The 20,476-nt window shown below is 31.1% G+C and carries 26 protein-coding genes; 7 read left to right on the top strand and 19 right to left on the bottom strand.

The annotated features are described in order from the left end of the window. Positions 1-48 precede the first annotated feature (48 nt). Positions 49-891 (bottom strand): DUF6268 family outer membrane beta-barrel protein, encoded by an 843-nt coding sequence (locus tag H526_RS0122345; RefSeq protein WP_155839745.1) that lies wholly within the window; start codon positions 889-891, stop codon positions 49-51. Between the two features lie 180 nt (positions 892-1,071). Here H526_RS0122345 and H526_RS0122340 point away from each other — a divergent pair, with 180 nt between their 5' ends. Then, entirely contained in the window at positions 1,072-1,911 is an 840-nt protein-coding gene (locus H526_RS0122340) for a universal stress protein (protein ID WP_027395082.1), read from the top strand. 59 nt (positions 1,912-1,970) lie between these two features. On the opposite strand, the gene H526_RS0122335 is transcribed toward H526_RS0122340, so the two are convergent. Next, positions 1,971-2,798, bottom strand: coding sequence for a GIN domain-containing protein (locus H526_RS0122335; RefSeq protein WP_027395081.1), 828 nt, complete (start codon positions 2,796-2,798; stop codon positions 1,971-1,973). Positions 2,799-2,928: 130 nt separating this feature from the next. Here H526_RS0122335 and H526_RS0122330 point away from each other — a divergent pair, with 130 nt between their 5' ends. Further along, positions 2,929-3,486 (top strand): mechanosensitive ion channel domain-containing protein, encoded by a 558-nt coding sequence (locus tag H526_RS0122330; protein ID WP_027395080.1) that lies wholly within the window; start codon positions 2,929-2,931, stop codon positions 3,484-3,486. Between the two features lie 54 nt (positions 3,487-3,540). On the opposite strand, the gene H526_RS0122325 is transcribed toward H526_RS0122330, so the two are convergent. From H526_RS0122325 to H526_RS0122295, 7 genes are all read right to left on the bottom strand, one after another. Continuing rightward, entirely contained in the window at positions 3,541-4,431 is an 891-nt protein-coding gene (locus H526_RS0122325; RefSeq protein WP_027395079.1) for a bestrophin family protein, read from the bottom strand. Positions 4,432-4,458: 27 nt separating this feature from the next. Continuing rightward, the gene (locus H526_RS0122320; RefSeq protein WP_027395078.1) at positions 4,459-5,259 is read right to left on the bottom strand and encodes a GIN domain-containing protein; all 801 of its coding nucleotides are present in this window, start codon (positions 5,257-5,259) and stop codon (positions 4,459-4,461) included. A gap of 194 nt (positions 5,260-5,453) precedes the next feature. Continuing rightward, positions 5,454-6,284, bottom strand: coding sequence for a mechanosensitive ion channel family protein (locus tag H526_RS0122315; RefSeq protein ID WP_027395077.1), 831 nt, complete (start codon positions 6,282-6,284; stop codon positions 5,454-5,456). A 19-nt stretch (positions 6,285-6,303) separates the two neighbouring features. Beyond that, on the bottom strand, positions 6,304-6,492 hold the full coding sequence (locus H526_RS0122310) for a hypothetical protein (protein ID WP_027395076.1): 189 nt from the start codon (positions 6,490-6,492) through the stop codon (positions 6,304-6,306). Positions 6,493-6,504: 12 nt separating this feature from the next. Further along, positions 6,505-7,071 (bottom strand): RNA polymerase sigma factor, encoded by a 567-nt coding sequence (locus tag H526_RS0122305; protein WP_027395075.1) that lies wholly within the window; start codon positions 7,069-7,071, stop codon positions 6,505-6,507. A gap of 131 nt (positions 7,072-7,202) precedes the next feature. Further along, positions 7,203-7,373, bottom strand: a complete 171-nt coding sequence (locus H526_RS31910; RefSeq protein WP_155839744.1) for a hypothetical protein — start codon at positions 7,371-7,373, stop codon at positions 7,203-7,205. Then, positions 7,370-7,999, bottom strand: a complete 630-nt coding sequence (locus H526_RS0122295) for an RNA polymerase sigma factor (RefSeq protein ID WP_027395074.1) — start codon at positions 7,997-7,999, stop codon at positions 7,370-7,372. Before H526_RS0122295 ends, H526_RS31910 begins: the two co-directional genes overlap by 4 nt. Positions 8,000-8,099: 100 nt before the next feature. Here H526_RS0122295 and H526_RS0122290 point away from each other — a divergent pair, with 100 nt between their 5' ends. From H526_RS0122290 to H526_RS29835, 5 genes are all read left to right on the top strand, one after another. Further along, positions 8,100-8,525 (top strand): tellurite resistance TerB family protein, encoded by a 426-nt coding sequence (locus H526_RS0122290; protein WP_027395073.1) that lies wholly within the window; start codon positions 8,100-8,102, stop codon positions 8,523-8,525. Positions 8,526-8,544: 19 nt separating this feature from the next. Then, a complete protein-coding gene (locus tag H526_RS0122285; RefSeq protein ID WP_027395072.1) occupies positions 8,545-8,952 on the top strand; it encodes a hypothetical protein in 408 nt (135 codons plus the stop codon). 193 nt (positions 8,953-9,145) lie between these two features. Beyond that, the gene (locus H526_RS0122280; RefSeq protein ID WP_027395071.1) at positions 9,146-10,132 is read left to right on the top strand and encodes a nucleoid-associated protein; all 987 of its coding nucleotides are present in this window, start codon (positions 9,146-9,148) and stop codon (positions 10,130-10,132) included. Positions 10,133-10,145: 13 nt separating this feature from the next. Continuing rightward, positions 10,146-11,357 carry a hypothetical protein gene (locus tag H526_RS0122275; protein ID WP_027395070.1) on the top strand — a complete coding sequence of 404 codons (1,212 nt, stop codon included), beginning with the start codon at positions 10,146-10,148 and terminating at the stop codon, positions 11,355-11,357. 120 nt (positions 11,358-11,477) lie between these two features. Then, positions 11,478-13,625 carry a UvrD-helicase domain-containing protein gene (locus tag H526_RS29835; RefSeq protein ID WP_245591225.1) on the top strand — a complete coding sequence of 716 codons (2,148 nt, stop codon included), beginning with the start codon at positions 11,478-11,480 and terminating at the stop codon, positions 13,623-13,625. A 90-nt stretch (positions 13,626-13,715) separates the two neighbouring features. Here H526_RS29835 and H526_RS0122265 read toward each other — a convergent pair whose 3' ends face one another. The 10 genes from H526_RS0122265 to H526_RS0122220 are packed head-to-tail and all read right to left on the bottom strand — an operon-like array spanning position 13,716 to position 20,468. Next, positions 13,716-14,735 carry a zonular occludens toxin domain-containing protein gene (locus H526_RS0122265; RefSeq protein ID WP_245591224.1) on the bottom strand — a complete coding sequence of 340 codons (1,020 nt, stop codon included), beginning with the start codon at positions 14,733-14,735 and terminating at the stop codon, positions 13,716-13,718. After that, positions 14,677-15,636 (bottom strand): hypothetical protein, encoded by a 960-nt coding sequence (locus H526_RS0122260; RefSeq protein ID WP_027395068.1) that lies wholly within the window; start codon positions 15,634-15,636, stop codon positions 14,677-14,679. The genes H526_RS0122265 and H526_RS0122260 overlap by 59 nt, the downstream gene beginning before the upstream one ends. A gap of 6 nt (positions 15,637-15,642) precedes the next feature. Continuing rightward, positions 15,643-16,098: a hypothetical protein gene (locus tag H526_RS0122255; protein ID WP_027395067.1), complete on the bottom strand. Its 456-nt coding sequence runs from the start codon at positions 16,096-16,098 to the stop codon at positions 15,643-15,645. A gap of 22 nt (positions 16,099-16,120) precedes the next feature. Further along, positions 16,121-16,789, bottom strand: coding sequence for a hypothetical protein (locus tag H526_RS31185; RefSeq protein WP_027395066.1), 669 nt, complete (start codon positions 16,787-16,789; stop codon positions 16,121-16,123). Positions 16,790-16,815: 26 nt separating this feature from the next. Continuing rightward, the gene (locus H526_RS0122245; RefSeq protein ID WP_342667694.1) at positions 16,816-17,070 is read right to left on the bottom strand and encodes a hypothetical protein; all 255 of its coding nucleotides are present in this window, start codon (positions 17,068-17,070) and stop codon (positions 16,816-16,818) included. A gap of 21 nt (positions 17,071-17,091) precedes the next feature. Beyond that, complete coding sequence (locus tag H526_RS0122240; protein WP_027395064.1) at positions 17,092-17,760, bottom strand: hypothetical protein; 669 nt, start codon at positions 17,758-17,760, stop codon at positions 17,092-17,094. Between the two features lie 18 nt (positions 17,761-17,778). Continuing rightward, the gene (locus H526_RS0122235; RefSeq protein WP_027395063.1) at positions 17,779-18,138 is read right to left on the bottom strand and encodes a hypothetical protein; all 360 of its coding nucleotides are present in this window, start codon (positions 18,136-18,138) and stop codon (positions 17,779-17,781) included. 3 nt (positions 18,139-18,141) lie between these two features. Beyond that, complete coding sequence (locus H526_RS0122230; protein WP_027395062.1) at positions 18,142-18,486, bottom strand: hypothetical protein; 345 nt, start codon at positions 18,484-18,486, stop codon at positions 18,142-18,144. Beyond that, complete coding sequence (locus H526_RS0122225) at positions 18,483-19,502, bottom strand: DUF7192 family protein (RefSeq protein ID WP_027395061.1); 1,020 nt, start codon at positions 19,500-19,502, stop codon at positions 18,483-18,485. The genes H526_RS0122230 and H526_RS0122225 overlap by 4 nt, the downstream gene beginning before the upstream one ends. A 9-nt stretch (positions 19,503-19,511) precedes the next feature. Further along, positions 19,512-20,468, bottom strand: a complete 957-nt coding sequence (locus H526_RS0122220; RefSeq protein WP_027395060.1) for an AAA family ATPase — start codon at positions 20,466-20,468, stop codon at positions 19,512-19,514. Positions 20,469-20,476 lie beyond the last annotated feature (8 nt).

Raw genomic sequence — 20,476 nt, 5'->3', positions numbered from 1 at the left:
TATTTCATATACCTTCAATGTCCAATCTTATTTTTCTTTTTGATCCGGTTAAATCTTTAATCGAATTCCAGTTCGTAGATACAACAAGTTATTAGTATCAAGTTCTTGAATTCTTTCTCTGTCCCGATCTCGTAAGCTGGTATTATTTCTCAAAATATAAGCTGTACGAGCATATAACTGAAGGCGTTTAGTGATGTAATATTCATAGTGTAATCCTCCCACGATTAGAGATATATTAACGCTATGAGCAACGTTATTATTTTCTAACAGCAACCCTTCGCTTAGATTTCCTGTAAATCCATCCAATTCTGCATATAATTTAAGCTTATGTCTATCATTAAAATGGTATTGTAAATTAGATTTAGGCACTCCAATATTATATGCCCAATTTGGGTGAAACTTTTTATTGTAACTAATGAAAGGCAAGGGAAATGGAAATCCTCTATTTGCAGAATATGATACCCCAAGAATTAACTTCCAAGGCTTTACTACTTCTTTTTTTTCTTTTAAAAAAACAAGCATCCCAGAAAGGTTTATGGTACTTGATCTCCAATCATTAATCGAAGCATTTGTGCTTATACCTGGAGTCATACGTACACCTATTCGCCAATTATTTTTCAATTTAGTGGTGTACCCTATATTTAAATCTAATAATTGAAAATCCTCTAAGCTACTGTAATCAAAAGTAGTTTCTTCTGTAAATACCGTACCAATTTTACTATAATCTAAACCTACAATAAGATAGGAGCTGTTTTTTGTATTTAATTTTATTGGATAATTAAATAATGCTCTTACACGGCTATATTCTGTTTTATTTCCCCCAGAGGGTAGTAGTGTGTAATCTAATTTGGCTAAGTCACTAAGTTGTCCTGACACTAAAAATGAACACAAGAATAGTGGTATAAAACATTTTAGCTTTAGATATATCATGATATTTATAAAAAGATTTTTTTTCCTTTACAATAGTTAAGACACTACTTCTAAAAAAAAGTCACTTTCTACTTTTTGAAGTTATATTTTACTATTTTTATCTAGTAATAGAAAAATTTCTTCCTATAACTAGTCTTAACTATGAAACGAGTCCTAATACCCATCGATTTTTCAGATAATTCGTATAACGCTTTGCAGTATGCCAAATCTTTATTTGACAATGAACATTGCACGTTTTTTTTATTAAATGTATACATCAGTAATCCTTCTAATCTTGTTAGTGAAGAGAAGAATGATGCCATGCTGAATGAAATGTCTGATGAGTCTGAAGAAAGTTTGAAGGATTTTATAAATATAGCGAATAAAGAAAATGAGAACGTTAACCACCATTTTGAGATGGTATTGAAAAAGAACGCCCTTGTCAAAGCCATCAATGCTACGGTAGTTTCTAAAAATATAGAATTCATTGTTATGGGAACTAAAGGAGCTAAAGGGGCTAAAGAGGTTTTTCTGGGAAGTAATGCGGTAAAAGTAATTAATGGAGTTGATAATTGTCCAATTATAGTAGTACCGCAAAGTTTTGTAGCAAAAAAGCCATCATTGATTGCATTCTCCACTAATTTTAAAAGAACCTTTTTTAAAGATGAATTAAAACCACTAATAGATATAGCAACATCCAATACGGCAAAAATAAATATCGCCAGAGTTATGCAAGAAGAATATCTTACAGAAAAGCAAAAAGAGAATCGAGAATTGCTTAAAAATGTGTTTAAAGATTTAGATTATATCTTCTGTAAAATTGATGTAGAAACTACAGAGACTGAGGCTTTAAAGGATTTTGCAAAACAAACCGAAAGCGACTTAATAGCATTAGTACATCATAAGTATAATTTCTTTCAAAGATTAGTAGAAGAAGACGTTGTGGATAAAATGAGTTTTAATAGCCCCGTTCCTTTATTAATATTACAGGAATTAAACTAAAAAAGTGCCTCCAAAACTGGAAGCACTGTAATCGTAATACGAAGCGTTATAGATGATATCTACTTCTTAATGATCTTAGATTTATCCGTTAGTCCTTTAACATCAATCTTTGGATTACCGTATACATACACATTGCTTTTTCCTTGTGCATAAATCTCCAGATTTTTACTTGCATGAACATATAGGTCGGATGAGTTAGAGGTATATAAATCAACAGATGACACTTTCATTTTCTTAGCTTCTAACTTAGCGGAATCCTTGAGGTTAAATGCTGCATAATCTGAATCACCATCTAAACTTAATTCTGATGATTTTGTTTGAGTTACACGAGTTTTATCTGCTATTACATAAGCTTTAAGATCTGTTCTATCGTTCATAATGATAGTGGTGTTTTTAGATTTTACTTTAATTTTCCCACCAGCATCACGTTGTAGCGTAATAATAACATCATCTGCCTTTACATCCAAATCAAAACGACTAGAATTATAACCACTTAAATACAGTTTATCAGAATTAAATCGACCTGTACCTTCCACCTTTGCATCATTTTTAAGAATAAGATGTTTTATCTCTTTAACATTCAAACTAATCTCTAGTTTTTTACTACTTACAATTCTGTTGGTCGTATATATTTTCAAAATACTATCTCGAACCGAGAATTGAACAATATCTAATAAGTTTTCATCTGTCTTTATAAAATAGCTGTTTTCTCCCGTTTGAGTTAAATTTACTTCTAAAGCATCATCAATTTCTATAGCATTGAAGTTTTCGAAAATCTCTTTACTTAATTCAGTAACCACTTTATTTCCTTTTATTTTTGGTTTCTTTTGTGCAAAAGAAATTGTAGTAATAGATAGTAATACGATGAATAGTGTTATTTTTTTCATTTTATTTTTATGTTTAAATTATGTCAGTTTTTATGACGTTACAATAATTAAGACACCACTTTTTTTAACAGGTCACTTTTTTTATAATTTTATTTAAATATGATCTACTTTTGTGAAAAATAAAAATTCAATGAATCTATTAGCTTATAAAGAAGAATTACTTTATACTTTGATACTTATGGCTTTTATGGTAATCGTTATATTGATTACAAAAAGTGCCATCAGAAAATTTAGTTTTGTGAGATCTATTGAGGTCAATAGAAGAAAAATAATTTTTAATTTAAGTTATCTCTTTATTTATCTGTTTACAGCACTAATACTTTCATTAATCTGGGGAGTTGATTTAAAACAATTCTCAGTATTTGTATCCTCTATACTTGCAGTACTAGGAGTTGGTTTTTTTGCACAATGGTCTATTCTATCAAATCTTACTGCTAGTGTAATTCTATTTTTTAGCCATCCAGTACGAATTGGTGATCGAATTCGAATATTAGATAAAGATTTTGACTGGACAGGAGAGGTTAAAGACATTACAGGTTTTTACTTTTTTATAAAAACAGACAATGGACAAAAAATATCACTTCCAAATTCTCTTGTCATACAGAAAGGGATACAGATTTTAGATGAAGATGAGATCGTTACCAATGATCAGATTACTGACCCTATAAAAAATGAAAATGAAGATTAAATTTTTCTTTTACAAAAGCTTTACAAAAACGCAAAACTAGTTTGTACTAGTTTTTTAAAGAATATAAAACGTATCAGATGTTAAAGGCTCAGGTATATTTTTTTCTTCCAAGATTTCCTTTATGTTTATCTCTATTGTTCTTGCTATACTAGTCACAGAAGTATCTGTAGGTTTATTTTCAAAAGGATCTTGCATATTCAATGCGATTTTTTCTAATAAAAAAAAGGGCAGTGCAATTAAAACCAAAATTGGAATTTCGATAAGACTGTCTAATTCTGTTAGGGAAAATGCTAATATCACTACAAAAAGATAAATAAAAAACTGTAAAGTAAGTCGATAAGGTTTTGGGAAAATAGTGTTTTTGATGCGTTCCGCCATCCCCATAGAAGCTGTTAACCTTACAATAGTACTATCTATTTGAGTTTGTTGGTAGTCATTAATGTACTTGTCTTGGTGTAATTTCCGAATATCAGACGAATGATTATTAAGTAAAACCAGAGGGATATTTTTATGCGTGTGTATCTTTTCCAACTCATCTTTAGAAATATAATGTATCGCATCTTTTAAAGCATCTTTTTTTCTTAAATTTTGACCAAGAGAATAACACCAAAAGATTTGCCGATACGCTATTTTTTCTACAGTTTCACTTTCTATCCTCTTGATATTAAGGTTGAGTATCTGGATGATCAGTGATCGTGAATCGTTAACAATCGCTCCCCAAATTTTTCTGGCTTCCCACCATCTATCATAGGATTGACTGAGCTTAAAAGATAAAATAAGTGCTATGGCAGTACCTAAAAAAGCACCTACACCTATCGGAAGGCTAAAATTGATAATCTCTCGGGATAAAAAATGAATGATAGTTGAGAAAATAATAGTGAATAATAAATCCCATTTTATAAGACCTAATGGGTAGCTCAGTGGAATTCGCTTATTAGTAATCATTTATATATGTTTAGGTTTTAATAGGTTTCAAAAAATAATCTTTGTTTTTTTATTCATAGACAAAGTATCAATTTTTTTTGGATTACCAGACACATACACCTTAGCATTGCCTTTACCTTGTATTGTTAATTTGTTTTTAGCATATAGTTGAATCGCTGAAGAGTTAAATGAATTGATAATTACTTCTTCTGCTTTTAGGTTTCTTGCTCGAAGGATTGAAGTATTATTAATTTCTGCTTCTAATAGTTTTGTTTCTCCTATAAGTTCTACAATTGCATTATCAGATTGTTCTATAGTAACTTGATCAGCTTTTAGAGTCGCATGTAACATTGTCGAGCCATTTAACTCAAAATCTGCTGTATTGCTCTCGATATTTAAATCACCCTCACTTGTTCCGTTAGATCTAAAAGAAAACACCTTAGTCTTACTGATCAAATCATAGAAGTTTTTTTCTAAGACGTTTATTTTTAGTGTATCGCTTATGATTGCTTTTTTGGATTTTATGATGGCTTGATCATAAAGTTTTAACTCCTTAACACTTTTCAAATAAATGATGATTTCGGCAGTATTTGCATAGCTGTTTTTTTGTAAAGTGTATAGCTTTAATCTATTATTTTGAAAGTCTGATTTTACAATATCTTTTAATCGCTTATCACATCTGATTGAAATCCCGTTAAAACTTGAAGGATATAGAAAAACCGATAGATTATCACTTACCTCAATACTCCTAATTGTACCTAGCTCACTATAACTGCTGTAAAACTTACTTTCTTGGGCAGATATATTTAAAACAATCATAAAAATTAAAATGAATAGTATTCCTTTCATACAGCTTAGTTTTTAATAAAAATGAATGATTTTATCTGTTCAATAGGCCACTTGATTTATATTTTTGGGTACTAACTAAAAAGATAGAAAAGCAATTGGGTAGGTAACAAATTACATTTGCTCTATGATTTGTTTTTTTGTTGTTTAAAAAACCCAATCGACAATTCTATCATTTCGTTATTTCAAAGCTTCTGTTATTTTTTTATAACTGTAACTTTATTCTCGACCACATCTTTTATTGGAAGTATAATTTTCTCTTTAGAAGTGTCTAAAGTCACACATATATTATCAATAGATTCAATAGTTCCTTCTATTTCTCCGAGTTTTATGGTATCACCAACTTCATAATTTTTTCGAGTGTAAAAAGAACGTAATAGATCTCCAATAATCTCTCTTGAACCTAATCCAAATGCGATAGATATAGCCAACAAGAAAGCACCTAATATAATCGTTACGTTATTAGTTACAACAGTAGTGTCGATACCAGCCTGATTAAGAGCAGTGATAGTTATAATAATGGCAATAATATAGAATACCAGGCTACTTATAATTTTTGCTCCACCCAAATCAAATGACTTGTAAAAACCATGAATGGCTTTTTTTACAAACTTTGCAATATAAATCCCAACCATAAACAAAGCTATAGCACTAAAAAGTCTTGGTAAATACCTTAATAAGTTCCCTATTTCTTTAGATACAATATCCCACTTCATAATATCCGCTGCAATAATTAAAAACACTAGGAACATAATCCATTTTACAAATACTACAATTGCATTGGTTACTTTAAATTTAATATCTGTTTTACCAAATAAGTTCATATCGTTCACCTTTTCAGTCAATTTATCCAAACGGGCAAACTTGAGTACTTTCTTTAATAAGAAAACGACTAGTTTAGTGATCAACCATCCTATAATTAAAATAATGATAGCCCCTAGTATGTTAGGCAATGTTGACATAATTTTTTCTCCCATTGCAGTTAATGATTGAAATGTGAGATCTTTCCATTCGTTGATTGTTTCCATAGTTTAAGATTTAATTTGTTTATTTAGTTGATTTGTTATTTTTTTTAAATGAGCTTTGTATTGTGTTTCTATAATTACTAGTAAACAGGGCAGACATATCTATTAATAATTTAGCTGATGACACATCTGACATTACTTTTTCTTTAAGATCTTCTGGCACATCTCTTGGCGGATATCCTAACTTTTTAAATGGATTTTCTCTTTCCATATGTAAATATAATTATATGCTATTATATATCTCTATGACACGAGCTTTTGCTCTTTTTAAGCGCATTTTTACAGCACTTTCTTTAATATCCAAAAGTGTCTCTAATTCTTTAATAGAAACATCATCCTGGTATTTTAACAATAAAATTACTTTATCACTTGGGTCAATTAATTCTAATGCTTTCTGTAACTTTTCTGTTCTCATCTGAAATAGACTGTCATCGCTAACGTCTATTAATAAGTGATTCTCGTCATCAAGAGATTCTGAATCTCTACTGATTTTACTTTCTTTATCTCTTTTTACATAGTTTGCACATAAGTTATAAGTAAATGAATATAACCAAGTAGAAAATTTAGAATGTCCTTTATAACTGTATAGTTTAGTGAACAGTTTCAAAAACACATCTTGCGTTAGATCAGAAGCTTCACTATTCGATTTTACAAACCCATAACATTTGTTATAAACTTTACGTTCATATCTGTCATAAAGCCTTTCAAAAAGTAAAGTATTCTTTTCTTTTATTATTCTGTCTACAAGCTCTTCATCTGTAAGATTTAGAAATTGGTTACTAGCTTTCAATTTTTATAAGATTAGTATCAATAGTTAGGACACCACCTTTTAAGAAAGGTCACTTAAATATGTATAGAAAAGAAAAATTGGAAGTATTTGCTTACGAAAACTAGTAATATAGTTACATCTGAAGGTAAGTACTATTTTTTGGTTTTGAAGAAACTTTCTATAAGGGAGGGATATTTCACAAAGAACAAATCACCTAATTCCATTAATAATTTTACGGAAGAAATATCCTCCATAACAGCTTTTTTAATTTCTTCGGGAACCTCTTTGTTGGTTTCTAAATCTTTAAATGGGTTTTTTTTCATTCTTCAAGTTTGTTATGAGCCTCTACCACTTTTACTCTAGCTCGTTTTAATCTCATTTTTACTGCACTCTCTCCAATTTTTAAAATAGTTTGAAGCTCTTTTACAGGGACTTCATCTTGATACTTTAGTAACAAAATAGCTTTGTCTTCTGCGTCAATATTTTCAAGAGCTTGCTCTAATTTTGTAACCTTCATATCGAAGAGTTCTTCTTCATCGATATCTTCAACAGAAGACATATAGTAGTCGTGATCTTCCATGGAATCGGATTGATCACTCATTTTTCTAGCTTTATCCCTGTTTACATAATTAACGCAAAAATTATAAGTAAAGGAATACAGCCAAGTTGAAAATTTAGAATTCCCTTTAAAACTACTAAGTTTTGTAAAAAGCTTAAGAAAAACATCCTGTGCTAAGTCTTTTGCTTCATCTTCATTCTTCGCAAATCCATAGCATTTATTATATACTTTTTTACTGTATCGATCATACAAAGTGCTAAATAATAGTGTATTATTGGAAGTAACTATTTGTTCAATAAGTTCTTTATCAGTAAGCCTCTTAGAATCTTTTAAGGTATCCCCTGACTTTTTGTTTACTATTACTAAAAACAGTCTTTTTAAAAAACTCATTTTGTATCTTATTCGTATTACTTTAACATCAAATTTAGATAAAAATGTGACTTTTATAGAATAATAGTGTCAAAAAAATATAACCATTAAAACTAAAGTGATGTCAATTTCAGAATTATATGAGTCTGGGACTCAAAAAAACAATGTAGCACATTTTGCTGCAATAGCAAATATTGCGGTCATAGATGGGCAAATAAATGAAGATGAAAAAAAACTACTTTTCAAGTTTGCAGATAAATTGAATATTAATGAGAACCAATTTGCAGAAGTCGTACAAAACCCATCTAAATTTCCAATAAATCCACCAAGTGATAAACAGGAACGATTACAATATCTTTATGATCTTTTTAGAATGATCTTTGCAGATCATACCATCGATGAGGAAGAAACTAGATTAATTCACAAGTATGCAATAGGTTTAGGCTGTTCTTCGGAAAGTGCCAATAAACTTATAAAAAAATCTATTAAAATCTTCGGTGGAAATATAGATTTCGAAGATTATGAATATTTAGTGAACAAAAAATAAAACACAAATCTTAGTAAAATTGGAAAAAAAAGAACATCAAGAAAATTTAATTCATTTCGCTAGTCTTGTAAATTTAGCATTTGTAGACAATGAGTTTGATTCAGAAGAATATTTAGTTTTAGAAAGTTTAGCACAAAAACTTAATATTAGTAAAGAAGAAAGAACTAATATACTTGAGAGTCCAGAATCCTTTGCCATAAAACCTATTGATTCTTTTAGCAAAAGACTTGAATTTATTTTTAACTTTTTTAATATAATCTATGCAGATCACAAGATCGCAGAACAGGAATATGAATTAGTTAAAAATTATATTTCTGGCTTAGGGTTTAATGAAGAAAACACTCAAAAAATACTCAAAAAATCCATCAGGATTTTTGAAAGAAAATTTTCCTTGGCAGAATATGAGAAATTAATTTTTGAAGATTAATATTTATATGGGGATTTTTTATCCCGTGTATAATTCCTATATTGAAAATTGTAAACACAACCCCTATATCCGTTCATGAGAATGGGTATAGGGGTTGTTTGTTTGTTTCATTAACTAAACTAATTGTGGATTTCCGTAGTTTCTTATTTAAAACCTAATATAAATTTGCTTTATAAACCTAAAAAATAACAATATGAATTTAAAGAACATTGTCTTGCATCAAGTATTAAAAGAAGAAGGTGGTAAACCCGAATTAAACTGTTCAGATCATTTATTACCCGTAGATGCAGAAGACATTGTTGATTTTGTAGAAAGATTTTTAAAAATATACAACAAAAAAAGACCTACTCAAGGTACGTTCAAAGAGGATGCAGATAATTTTCCTTTTCAAAAGTATGCCTTAGCGTATGTTGAAGGAGATAGTTTTTTAGAATTCACCAAAAAAGCAATGGAAACGCTAAAAAGAGCAATAGATAAACCTACCACAAAAGGGGGATATGTAATCTTTATGCACTATGAACATAATACCATAGAATATATTGTGACAACTATGCTAGACAGTTCACCACAATTTGCAGTAGATGAAAATCAATTAAATATTGAAAAACTTAAGACCTTAAACCTAGACGAGTTAGTAAGAGCAAATAGAGTGAATGTAAACAAATGGCAAAATGAAGAGGAAGGGTATTTGACCTTTATAAAAGGGAAACGAGCAATCTCCAAGTTTTTTCAAGCTTTTATAGGAAATACTGATCTAACTTCTTCAAGAATTAATGCAAACAATTTGAAGGATGGACTCAATGAATTTATGAGAGCTAATAAATATAGTCAAGATAAGAAAATGAAGATATTTAATAATATAAAGACTTATGTTGACAGAATGATAGATCTGGCAAAAGATGTTGAGTTAGTTGCAGTATCTGCAATTGTCAACCCCGAAGCTCCTGAGGCATTCACCAATTATACAATTGAAAATGGGAAACAGGTTAGCGGGAGTTTCAGATCCACACTAAAAGGCGATTTCAGTTTTTTGAAACAATCTACTGTTAAAGGAAACGGTTATAAATTAACTTTTGATAAAGAATTGATTAAAAAAGATAAAATTACGAGATCTGGCAAAAACATTATTATAAAAGATGTTTCTCAAGATATTTTAGACAGAGAATTTGGAACTGAATAAAAATACAACTATTATGCTCGATAAAATAATAACCTTAAGAAAACGTCTTATTAATGTTGAAGTTGACTCTTTTGGATTCTCTGGTGATCTGATAAAAGTTACTTCCAATGAGATTGATATAATTACATCAATTTGGGAAGCAATTCCAGAAGTGTACGAATTAGAGAGCGAAAAAAGTGTCAATTCCACTAATATACAGGCTTTTGAAAACAAGAATTTTAAAATACAGATAAGGACAGGAAACGTTGATTATTATGAAAAATTTAATGATTTTATTGTAGGCAATAGATATAAAAATAAAGCTTCCAATTATTACATACACGATATAGATTACACTAGTTTTTTAGATGGGGATTCAAAAGTTGGAATTCAAAAGTATAAAACAAACCTAAATATTATCAGCTTACTTAGGCTGGTTGCTGATTATGAAACCAAAGATGGAGGAGATTTAGAATTATTTTTTTATGGTACTGAAAATGGAGCTGCCCTAAAAATTCAATATTCCTCTGATGACCTAAAATCGATCTCTCAAGAAAATATTAAAGAACTGGAATTTCAATTTATAGAAAAGACAGATGCACAAGAGAGAATTCAAATTTTTAAAACAGAACTTATATCATCTCTACAAAAAAAAAGTAATTACAGCTATCTTATTAAAAATTGGGAGACCTTGGTAAATAATTATTCTAAAAGTTTTAATTTATATTTAGCTGGATTTTCTTTTGAGAAACTAAAAACAGCATCCTCTAAATACTTTCACGAATTATCAGATAGAATACAACAAACAATCGGAAAAGTATCAAATTATATTTTTGCAGTTCCTGTAGCATTTATATTTCTTTTAAGATACTTTGATTTTGAAGGAAAAAACTATCTAGGGGATCTATTTATTTTAATTATTGGGTTGCTATTTTTGATACTAGTCTGGCTCGTTCCTTTTAAGAACATTGAAGAATCAATTTCCGTTATATCAGAAGACATCCAGGATTTTAAATCTAAAATCAAAGGAAATTCATCCTTAATAGAAATAGGTGAAAAACTTACGAGAATAGAAACAAAACAATTAAAGAGTCAAACCAAAAAATTAAATATTGTAAAAGTAATTAGTGTCCTGATTTTTGCGATTTTATTAATTGCCTTTGTTTATATCCATCATACTGGAGAAGTTAAGAAAACACAACAATGTTTCTTTTCCTTATTTACTAACATTAACACTACAAGTTAATTTTTAAATCTATATGTAATTAAAATAAGGTTTTATTTACAATTAAAAACCTCTATTTTTAAGGGAAATTACACATTGAACCTAATTATTAATAACCTACCAACTTAAATAATTCTTTTTGTGGATATACTTAACCCAAACCTAAGTCATCTAAATGAACGTCAACGGCAAGCTGTTGTTAGTGAATCAAATCGCCTTTTAGTCCTTGCAGGTGCAGGTTCAGGAAAAACCAAAACATTGCTTCAAAAATTACTATATTTAATTGAAGAAAAAAAAGTAAGCCCTTCAAATATTCTAACGATTTCCTTTGGTAAAGATACAGTTAATGAGATGGTAGATCGATTACTTATAGCTGCTGACCAGACCAATTCCTATTCCAGCATATTAACTGATCCGGATTTAAAAGATAAAGACAGAGACTTAGAACGACATCTGTTAGTTAAAAAATTCAAATGGATTGATAATTTAACACTAAAAACATTTCACGGCTTTTGTTATCATATTTTAAAAGAATATGGAGTAAAAGAGTTTGATAACAAATTCAAAATTATTAACGATAATGGAAAAAAAGATGAGTTCCTGACGACCAGTGCTAATGAAACTGCTTTTGAAGTGCTGCATAAAACTATTATAGAAGAATGTTCAAGCAGTGAGTTTCTTTTAGACTTAAAACGTTATGTATTAGATTATCTTTCTTATGATCTAAGAAAAAAGAAAAATACAATTTTAAATACTCACGAAGAAAGTAAAAAGTTCATATCACTTAACGGGACTAGAGTACGATCCAAATCTGAACAATATATCGCAGATTGGCTTTATCGTCATAATATTACTTTTAAATATGAAATACCTACGAATTTAACAGGGGATTTTGATTTCAAACCTGATTTTTTTATTCCTGAAGCTGATATATATTTAGAACATATTAGTAATAAAAGTTATCCTAGTAAACATAAAGAAGAACAGTACAGAAAAACAAACAGAATCTTAGAGAAAACCTTCGAAAAAAATACTAAAGATACTGCCTTATTCAATCTTGAGTTAGATCGCATTGTAAAGAACCGTCTTCCTTCCAATTATCATTATCAGGTTTCTTTACAATTTGAGGAGGAATTCAAGAATTTTAATCAGGAAATAAAGGATTTCATTAATCTGGTAATGACTGTAATGCATAAGGTAAAAGTTGAAAACCAAAATCTTGATGATGTCTATGAAAAATCACAAACAGATCAACACGAACGAGTTAGGAATTTCTATAAACTTGCAATTCCTTTAATCAAGAAATATCAGGCATACTGTACTAACAAATCGTATTTAGATTTTGATGATCTTATTGTGAAAACAATTTCATTATTTAAAAATCAAAAAGATATTAAGGATACGTTTCAACAAAGATTTAAGTATGTTCTGGTAGATGAATTTCAAGATGTTAACACCTTACAAGTCGAACTTATAAAACAATTGCTGAATGATGAAAATCAGCTTTTTTGTGTAGGGGATGATTGGCAAAGTATTTATGGCTTTCGAGGTTCTAATGTAGATTATATTGTCAATTTCTCTGACCATTTTCAAAATGCCAACACGATTAAACTTAATTTAAATTACAGAAGTACAGAGCATATCGTTAATGCAGGGAACAAAGTAATCGCTAACAATAAATTTAAAATAGAAAAAATTGTTACTTCTTCTAAAAAATCTGATAGTAAGGTTCATATTTATGCGGGGAAAACAGAAGAAGATTCAATAGATTTTGTTATAGCACAAATTCAGTATTTACAACAAGAAAAAGGATATACCAATAATGATATTCTTATTCTCTATAGAAGATCAAAAATGTTTTATCCATATCGAAATCGACTAAAAGAAGAAGGGGTTTATGTATCCCGAAAAACTATACACAAATCTAAAGGCCTTGAAGCCAAAGCAGTTTTCATAATCGGTATGACACAAGGTCGTGGAGGGTTTCCAGATATTTGGATGGAAGATCGAATTTTTCAGGTTGTTAAAGAATCTAATCACAACCTTATCCTAGAAGAAGAAAGACGACTTTTATATGTTGCAATAACTAGGGCAAAGGATGAATTATTTCTGATTACTGAAAAAGGTAACGAATCTCGCTTTCTAAAAGAAATACCCGATCAAGTACAACAAAGAATATATAAACCTTTACAACTTTTCAATCCAGAAAAGAAAGTATGTTCTGCCTGCAAGCATCAAATCAATGAACAATTTTTGTTTTGCCCGCATTGTGGAGACAAACAAAATTAATAAAGGTTAAATGTAGCAATAACTTAACCAATCTTGGTTCTTCAATCACCTCCCTTTTGCAACCTGCTTTCCTTCAGAAATTCATAACTTCTAATTTAAAACTGGACTTAAAATTTTATCATCATGATAACGTAGATAATCAGAAATCAACTTGATAATTGCTGCATTACGATCCTTATAAATAGGTTTGTTATAAAAATCCAGCTCATTAAGCATCATACGTATTGTAGATTTTTCTTCCTGATCAATAAAACGTTTACAAGCTCTAATGTAGGCTGCTCTTGTACATCCACTAACTTTTCGTCTCCGCATATCGATATACACAAAAAAGCTTCTTTGTTTTTTGTATTCCGATTCGGTCTTAAACTTACCTTCATCCATTGCTCTGGAGCATAAATCATATTGCTCATTAACTATGAGTTGTGCTATTCTAACAATTGAATAATTAGGGATTCTCTCTTTATATTTCGTAACGGGATCTACCTGATGATGTAATCGTATCCAAGTACACGCCTGAAATTGAGTGGTGGTAACTTTACCTAAAGATTGATGTGAAAATAGAATGTCAATTCCCTTATGTCTAACTGTAGTCAAAGCTCCAATAAGAGACTGTCCTTTTGCACCCGTCATATAACTATCCGTATCATCCAGCACGATAAGCCCATTCTTAAAGTGATTTACAATTTTTTCCGCTACCTCTCTCTTTTCAATATTACTCATAGCCTTACCACCTTGCTTAAATGGAAGGATTCTTCTAGCAGCAACTTTTGTCAATGCTTTTATATAATTTGGACTTACAGTACGAAATGTAGGATAATCATGTCCATTTGTGTCAAACGCTAAGACCTTTCTACCTTTTTTACCCTTTTCTGGATTATCCTTCATATAATATTTGATCTCCAAATTGGTACGAAAGGTCTTCCCAACTCCCATTTCCCCTATGATAAGCATCACAAATGGATCACGTTCTAAATCTTCATTACTATAGACAATGGATTTTCTTCCTTTAGTAGACTTTTTTTTAGCCTTTGATTGTGTCGCCATACCCCCATCATTTTGTGCTATCTTCTGCCACTTCGACAATTGCGTTTTCCATTCTTGGTTCTTCATCGTATTCTTCTTGAACTATTACAGGGTCTACTACTCCTTTTTCCTTTAAAGTCACTTCTTCTCTCTTAGGTTCTGGTTTTCCATTAATTTCCTCATAAGCGGTATCAAGGACATCTCTATCATCATCCTCTGGTTCTAAATCTTGATCTGAATACCCTTTTTCTTCTCTTACGATATCCAGAATACGCTCAACCAAAAGATCATTTTCTGCCTTGATCTCCATTACCACCCGACCTTTTTTAAATAATATTGATAATACAACAGCCATCAATTGTCTTTCCGGAGTAAGCTTTTTTGCTTTTCTTTTTAGTATCTGAACTAATAATGGTTTTAATAGTGCTTTATCTTCCTTATCTAATTTTATCCGCTTTACATTCTTGTCATTCTGAAGATCAATAAGTTCTATTATTTCATCAAAATCATAGAATTCCTTGTGTTTTCTGATCTTTACAAAATAACCCCCTCCTAAATCGATCAAATTATTAACCGTTCCAAAAATGCTATCAGCAGCCTGTTTAGCAGCATCCGTTGGCAACTCAAATTCTTCTTTCTCAGTATCACTATTTGCTTGTGAATTATCATCACTTATAGTTGAGTCATCCTCAAACCTCTCGTCAATTTCCTGTTCTGGTGCGTCTAAAGGGGTTTCATCCCTTGCATCAAAAGTTTCCTGTTCCATTGCTTTTCCTGAATTCTTTTCTGCTTCACTAATATCATTCCTTTGTCCTGATCTATCTCCTTTCCAAATATTCCAATCGTTAGGTTTTGTTACACCTGCTATTTCCTTTTCAATGACTGCCTGATTCAATGGACTCAAAACTTCATCTTGAATATCCTCAAAGCCAATATCATTGGGATTTTTCAATACGTCTACCACTTCTTTCTCCAACTCTTTCTTCATATCTTCTTAGTTTATCTGCGCTATAAATTGAATAAGGTTTTCCTCCAAGGTTTCATATCGACCTACAAATGGTTTATTAAATTGAGGAACTGATAGGATTTCTTTACAATTTTTAATGTGATAATAAGCTCCGAATTTCCCCTGATCGAAATGCTTTCCCATCTCACTATATGTTAATCTTGTATACTGACTTATCAGATGATAACTTGCCATACGAGCATCTTTATATTCTTTTGTAACCTTACCATCTACTTCTTTATGTTCAACTTCAAAAATTTTATAGGCTTCGGAAATCACAAAAACGGTAATCAACTTAAGCCGTTGTGTTTTATTTTTTCGAACTATTATTGTTCCTGACAATTGCTTTATAATATTTAGAGCTTTTTTCATTCCGAACTTCCCGATCAGTTTATCAATGCCTTGTTGTAAATCTGAATATTCTTTTCCCTCTATTTTTTCCATACTAGACCCCTTTTTTAACAACTTACTTCATTAAAATTATATCGTATACGTGATAAAAAAAAGAAGTTCTTTCAAGCATATATTTGCCGATTATGGTATCTCCGCCAATCTTGGTTTTTAATCCCATATCACGCAATTTTGACCTCTTAATACCTTTTGTTCTTTTCATCTTTACCAACTCATCCAAAATCATTTCATCCGTTTTCTCCTTTGGTGGAACTCTTTTTTGTGGTGTTTTGGGTGATGATTTTTTGACAATAACTTCTGGTTTCTTTATAAGTTCTGTACGCTTGTTATTGGTCAACCGATCTTCATATTCTTCTTCAATATCCTTCAAAATTTCTATATCTAATTTCTTTTCATCTAAAATCATTTCGTCAGTTTTCTTCTTTTTGGGAATTGTCTTGGGAGGTGATTTTTTGACAATCACTTCTGATTTTTTTGGAAGTTTGACACGTTTATTATTCGTCAACTGATCTTCATATTCTTCTTCAATATCCTCCAAGATTTCTATATCCAATTTCTCTAATTGCTCCATTAACTCCTGAAGATTTGGTTCTTCAATAGTATCTACCAACTCATATAATTGATCATAGATCTCTATCATTTCCTGAATAGGCTTTGGAAGTTCTTTTTTCTTTATGTTGTTGCTTTTCAAAAACTGTTTGAATTCAATTACCTTATTTTTCATTTTGTTTCTGTTTAAATGTTAAAAAACTATTGTACAGGGATTAACTTTCCTGCGGATTTTGCTTCTATTGATTTCTCAATTTGATAAGAAATAAGAGCTGTTAAGGCAGAAGTTGCTAATACAACTCCTAAATTTTTTGCCAATTCCTTCCCTTTAGGAACACCAAATTTGAACCCTTTTCTATTCGCATTAGTCCCTAGATTATAATACACTAGGGCTTCTGCAAAACCAATCGCTAATCCTACTCCTGTAATAATGACTACTGTTTTATCTATTTTCATATTACTTACTTTCTAGGAATACTATGATTCCAATTTCTCTTCTATTTTATCTAATTTCTCTTGCAATTCATCATTATCATTTTGTCCTCTTAAGGCATTCATCCCATATATTTTTAATAGACTACGATGCGTTTTTTTAAGTAACTTTTTGGATTCCTTTTGTACTTCAAGATTATTCTCTAGCTTCTCTGGAATTAAATTTGCAAGCCCAATAAAATGTCCTCTTATTTTTATGTATGGCGAGGGTTTTGGTTTTGGTCCTTCTTCTTTTCTTTTTTGCTCGTTATACTTTTTAATCTTAACACGACATTGTTTGATTTCATTAAGAACTTCATCTAAATCCTTTTTGGTAGTTGTCCTTTTAGGACTCTCTTTTTTAGTTTCTTTTTCTTTCTTTTTTGATGTCTTTTCATTCTTCTTTGAGGTAGTAACTCCTTTTTTGCTTGATGCAGATTTTGTTTTAATTTCTTCCTCTATTGGATCTCCACATGGAGTCTCTACAATAGCATCCGGAGATACTTTTGTCACCATTTTGTAGATTTTATCAATGTTATCTCCTGCTGCTTTTTCAAAAGCATCTTTAGCACCGATCTCATTGTAATCATCAATAATTCCTTTTACTGATTTTTGTAAGGCTTCTGGTTTCACCTTAGAAAGGTCTAGTTTTAATAAATCTTGTATTGTTGCCATTTTTGTTGTTTTTAAGGGTTACGCACTTTTTGCATTCAATTCTAACTCTATCTCTACTTCCAATAGCTCTATGGCTCTTGCTCGTTCTCTTTCCTGAATTCGTATTTCTTCTACGGATAATTCTTTTTTCGTAGTCGATTTCTTATTTGAAGTATCTCCTGAAGTACTTTTGGCATCACGATTCAACAATCGATGTAGTAGCTCATCTGCTTCTTGTGCTTTTACATCTGCTTTACTAAAGCCGTTGGATTGATTTTTAATCACTTCAAAGGCTTGAAGCGGATCAAGCTTTTTTTTAGTTCTTACCAAAATTTCTTCCTGATTCTGGATCTCAACTGTTTTCAGTTCTTTTACTTTTGTATCTTTTGTTTTGTACATAATTTAAAGTGTATGATCGATTGAAAATTCTTGTTTATATAATGTTGTCAAACTCAGAAAGAATTCGTTCGCTTCTTGCCTGTCTGAATAATGAATAGAACAGTTTTGAGGAGTGCCATCCATATCAAAACATTCGTATCTATAACATTGTATAGGGCGATCAACATTGCTAATATCAATTGTTGTCCACCGTAAGATTCTGGTTTTTTTATGCATTGGTGACTCCATAATCCTGAAATCCCTGCAATGCTCCCTACACTCCTTATTGATCTGAACAGCTCTAGTCATAATTACATTGATGATATGCTGTGCAATATTTTCCCTATTCCTAGTGGTCTTCTTTTTCATTTTTCATTGATTTGTTTGGTGTAACTCTCGATAATCTGTGTGACTTCATTAACTGCTGCATTTATGGAATAACTCTGTTCAAAAACAGCATAACGGTCTTGCTTATCTCGTATCTCCTTTACAAAATCTTTACCCATATTCTCCTTCAATGATCCCAATCCATTAGGTATGTTTAGACCAAAATGATCACTTAATGCTATAAGTGCTTTAAATCCCCTATAGCGAAAATATCTTGGGTCACTTGTCATCAATAACAGTTGATTTTTATCCAATCTATCCTGATATCGTTTGATCCGAATGACACCCATAGCTACGTTGCCTTTAAATGAAGTCCCTAATAGCGCATTCACTTCTACTGCCACTCCTCGTATCTCCATAAATTCCACCAATTCAGCACACGCCAAACCGACATACAAGAGTTCATCACCTTTTATTCTTGCATTGCCTCCTGCCATTAGATACAAGCTCAATGCTGGATAAGAAGATTTTCTATCTTTGAAATAGGCAAATACACTTTTAACCGCAGTCGTTTTATTTGAGGTATCTAATTCTATTTGAAGTTGGCTAATGGCATTGTCAATTGGATTTTTTGATCCTGTAGGTTGTAATCGATATAATCCCATCGCCGCACGATCAAATGAGAAAACTCCTAAACCTCTATCATTATATACCACTTTTGGTTTTGAAAGGATGTGACTATCCATAAATTTTACATAGGCTTCTAACTTGTCTTTGATCTTTGGTTGAATTCTCCGCAATAGATCCATTCCAAGAAAGTACTTATGCTCGTTCAATTCACTTACATCTTTTGGGATTGGAGATCCATACCAAGTACTTCCTCTCTTAATCGATGAAGCTGTTGTTTCATTCATTCTTTTCAACACCCCACGATTATCTTCATTTAAGGAAGTAGCTTGTACATCTACAAAGTCATTAAATCTCTGCACACTATCGAAAAAAGAATAATAAGTGGTTCTTCTTCCTCTCTTTTTTATATGTATTTTAGCTACACCCATACTTCGTTGTTATCCTAACCTTTTTTTGTATTCAGTCTTGAACTCATTCATCATAACTACGCCTTTGTATGAGTTTAGAAAACCCTCCAGATTCACTTCGAGTTTGATTTTTTTTGCCTTATCATCATTCATCACCATAAAGTAGCTCTCCAAAGCATCTTTGAGGGTTTTACCATTTGGTACTTTGCGATATGGTTTCCCATGTTCGTCTTTCAATCCAGTAGCTCTTTTCATCTCCAGTTCATAAGCGCGTTCCATATTGAGCATTGTTCTTAACGTCATAATATCCTCAGTATCATCATCACCTATTTCTTTTCCTTCATAGGCTAAAATGGCTTTACGTATTTTAATGCATATATCTGCTACTGGAGCATAGACTAATTGACGTTCTAACACTTCATTAAACCCAATCCTATAGATGCATCCGCTAAAGCGATCTAAAAGGGATGCATCCTGTTTATTGTTGCCTACATAATTCCCACTTGATCCTTTCCCAATGACATTTCCCGTTGCAATGCAGCCAAAATCATGGTGTTTTACAATTGGCTCATTTAGACCATTAAAAATGATTGCATCTGGTTTTGAACTCTTAGCCAATGCATCATTTAATAAGCCTGCGGTATTGGCATCTAATTTTGGCATCTCATCAAGGATTATTATTTTCCCATCCCTCCAAGCTTCTATAAGCGCTCCCTCTTTATATCCCGAAATTGTCTGACCTCCCTTAATATCAATTGGTGATGTCCATTGATTACAATTCACTACTACAAAAGGCAATACCTTCTTATCATTTTCAGTTCTTCCAAACAACGCATAGGCTACCTTTTCTCCCAATGTGGTTTTACCTGTTCCAGCACTTCCAACCAGAAATACATTGTTTCCGCTACTCAAATCATCCAATACCTTCATAAAATTTGGAATCTGCCCCATCTCTGGAATATCTAAGGTGTATGTTCTTCTTTTCATATCATTTT

The sequence above is a fragment of the Aquimarina latercula DSM 2041 genome (assembly GCF_000430645.1).
Classification (GTDB): Bacteria; Bacteroidota; Bacteroidia; order Flavobacteriales; family Flavobacteriaceae; genus Aquimarina; species Aquimarina latercula.
This window is presented reverse-complemented; position numbering and strand designations above follow the sequence as displayed.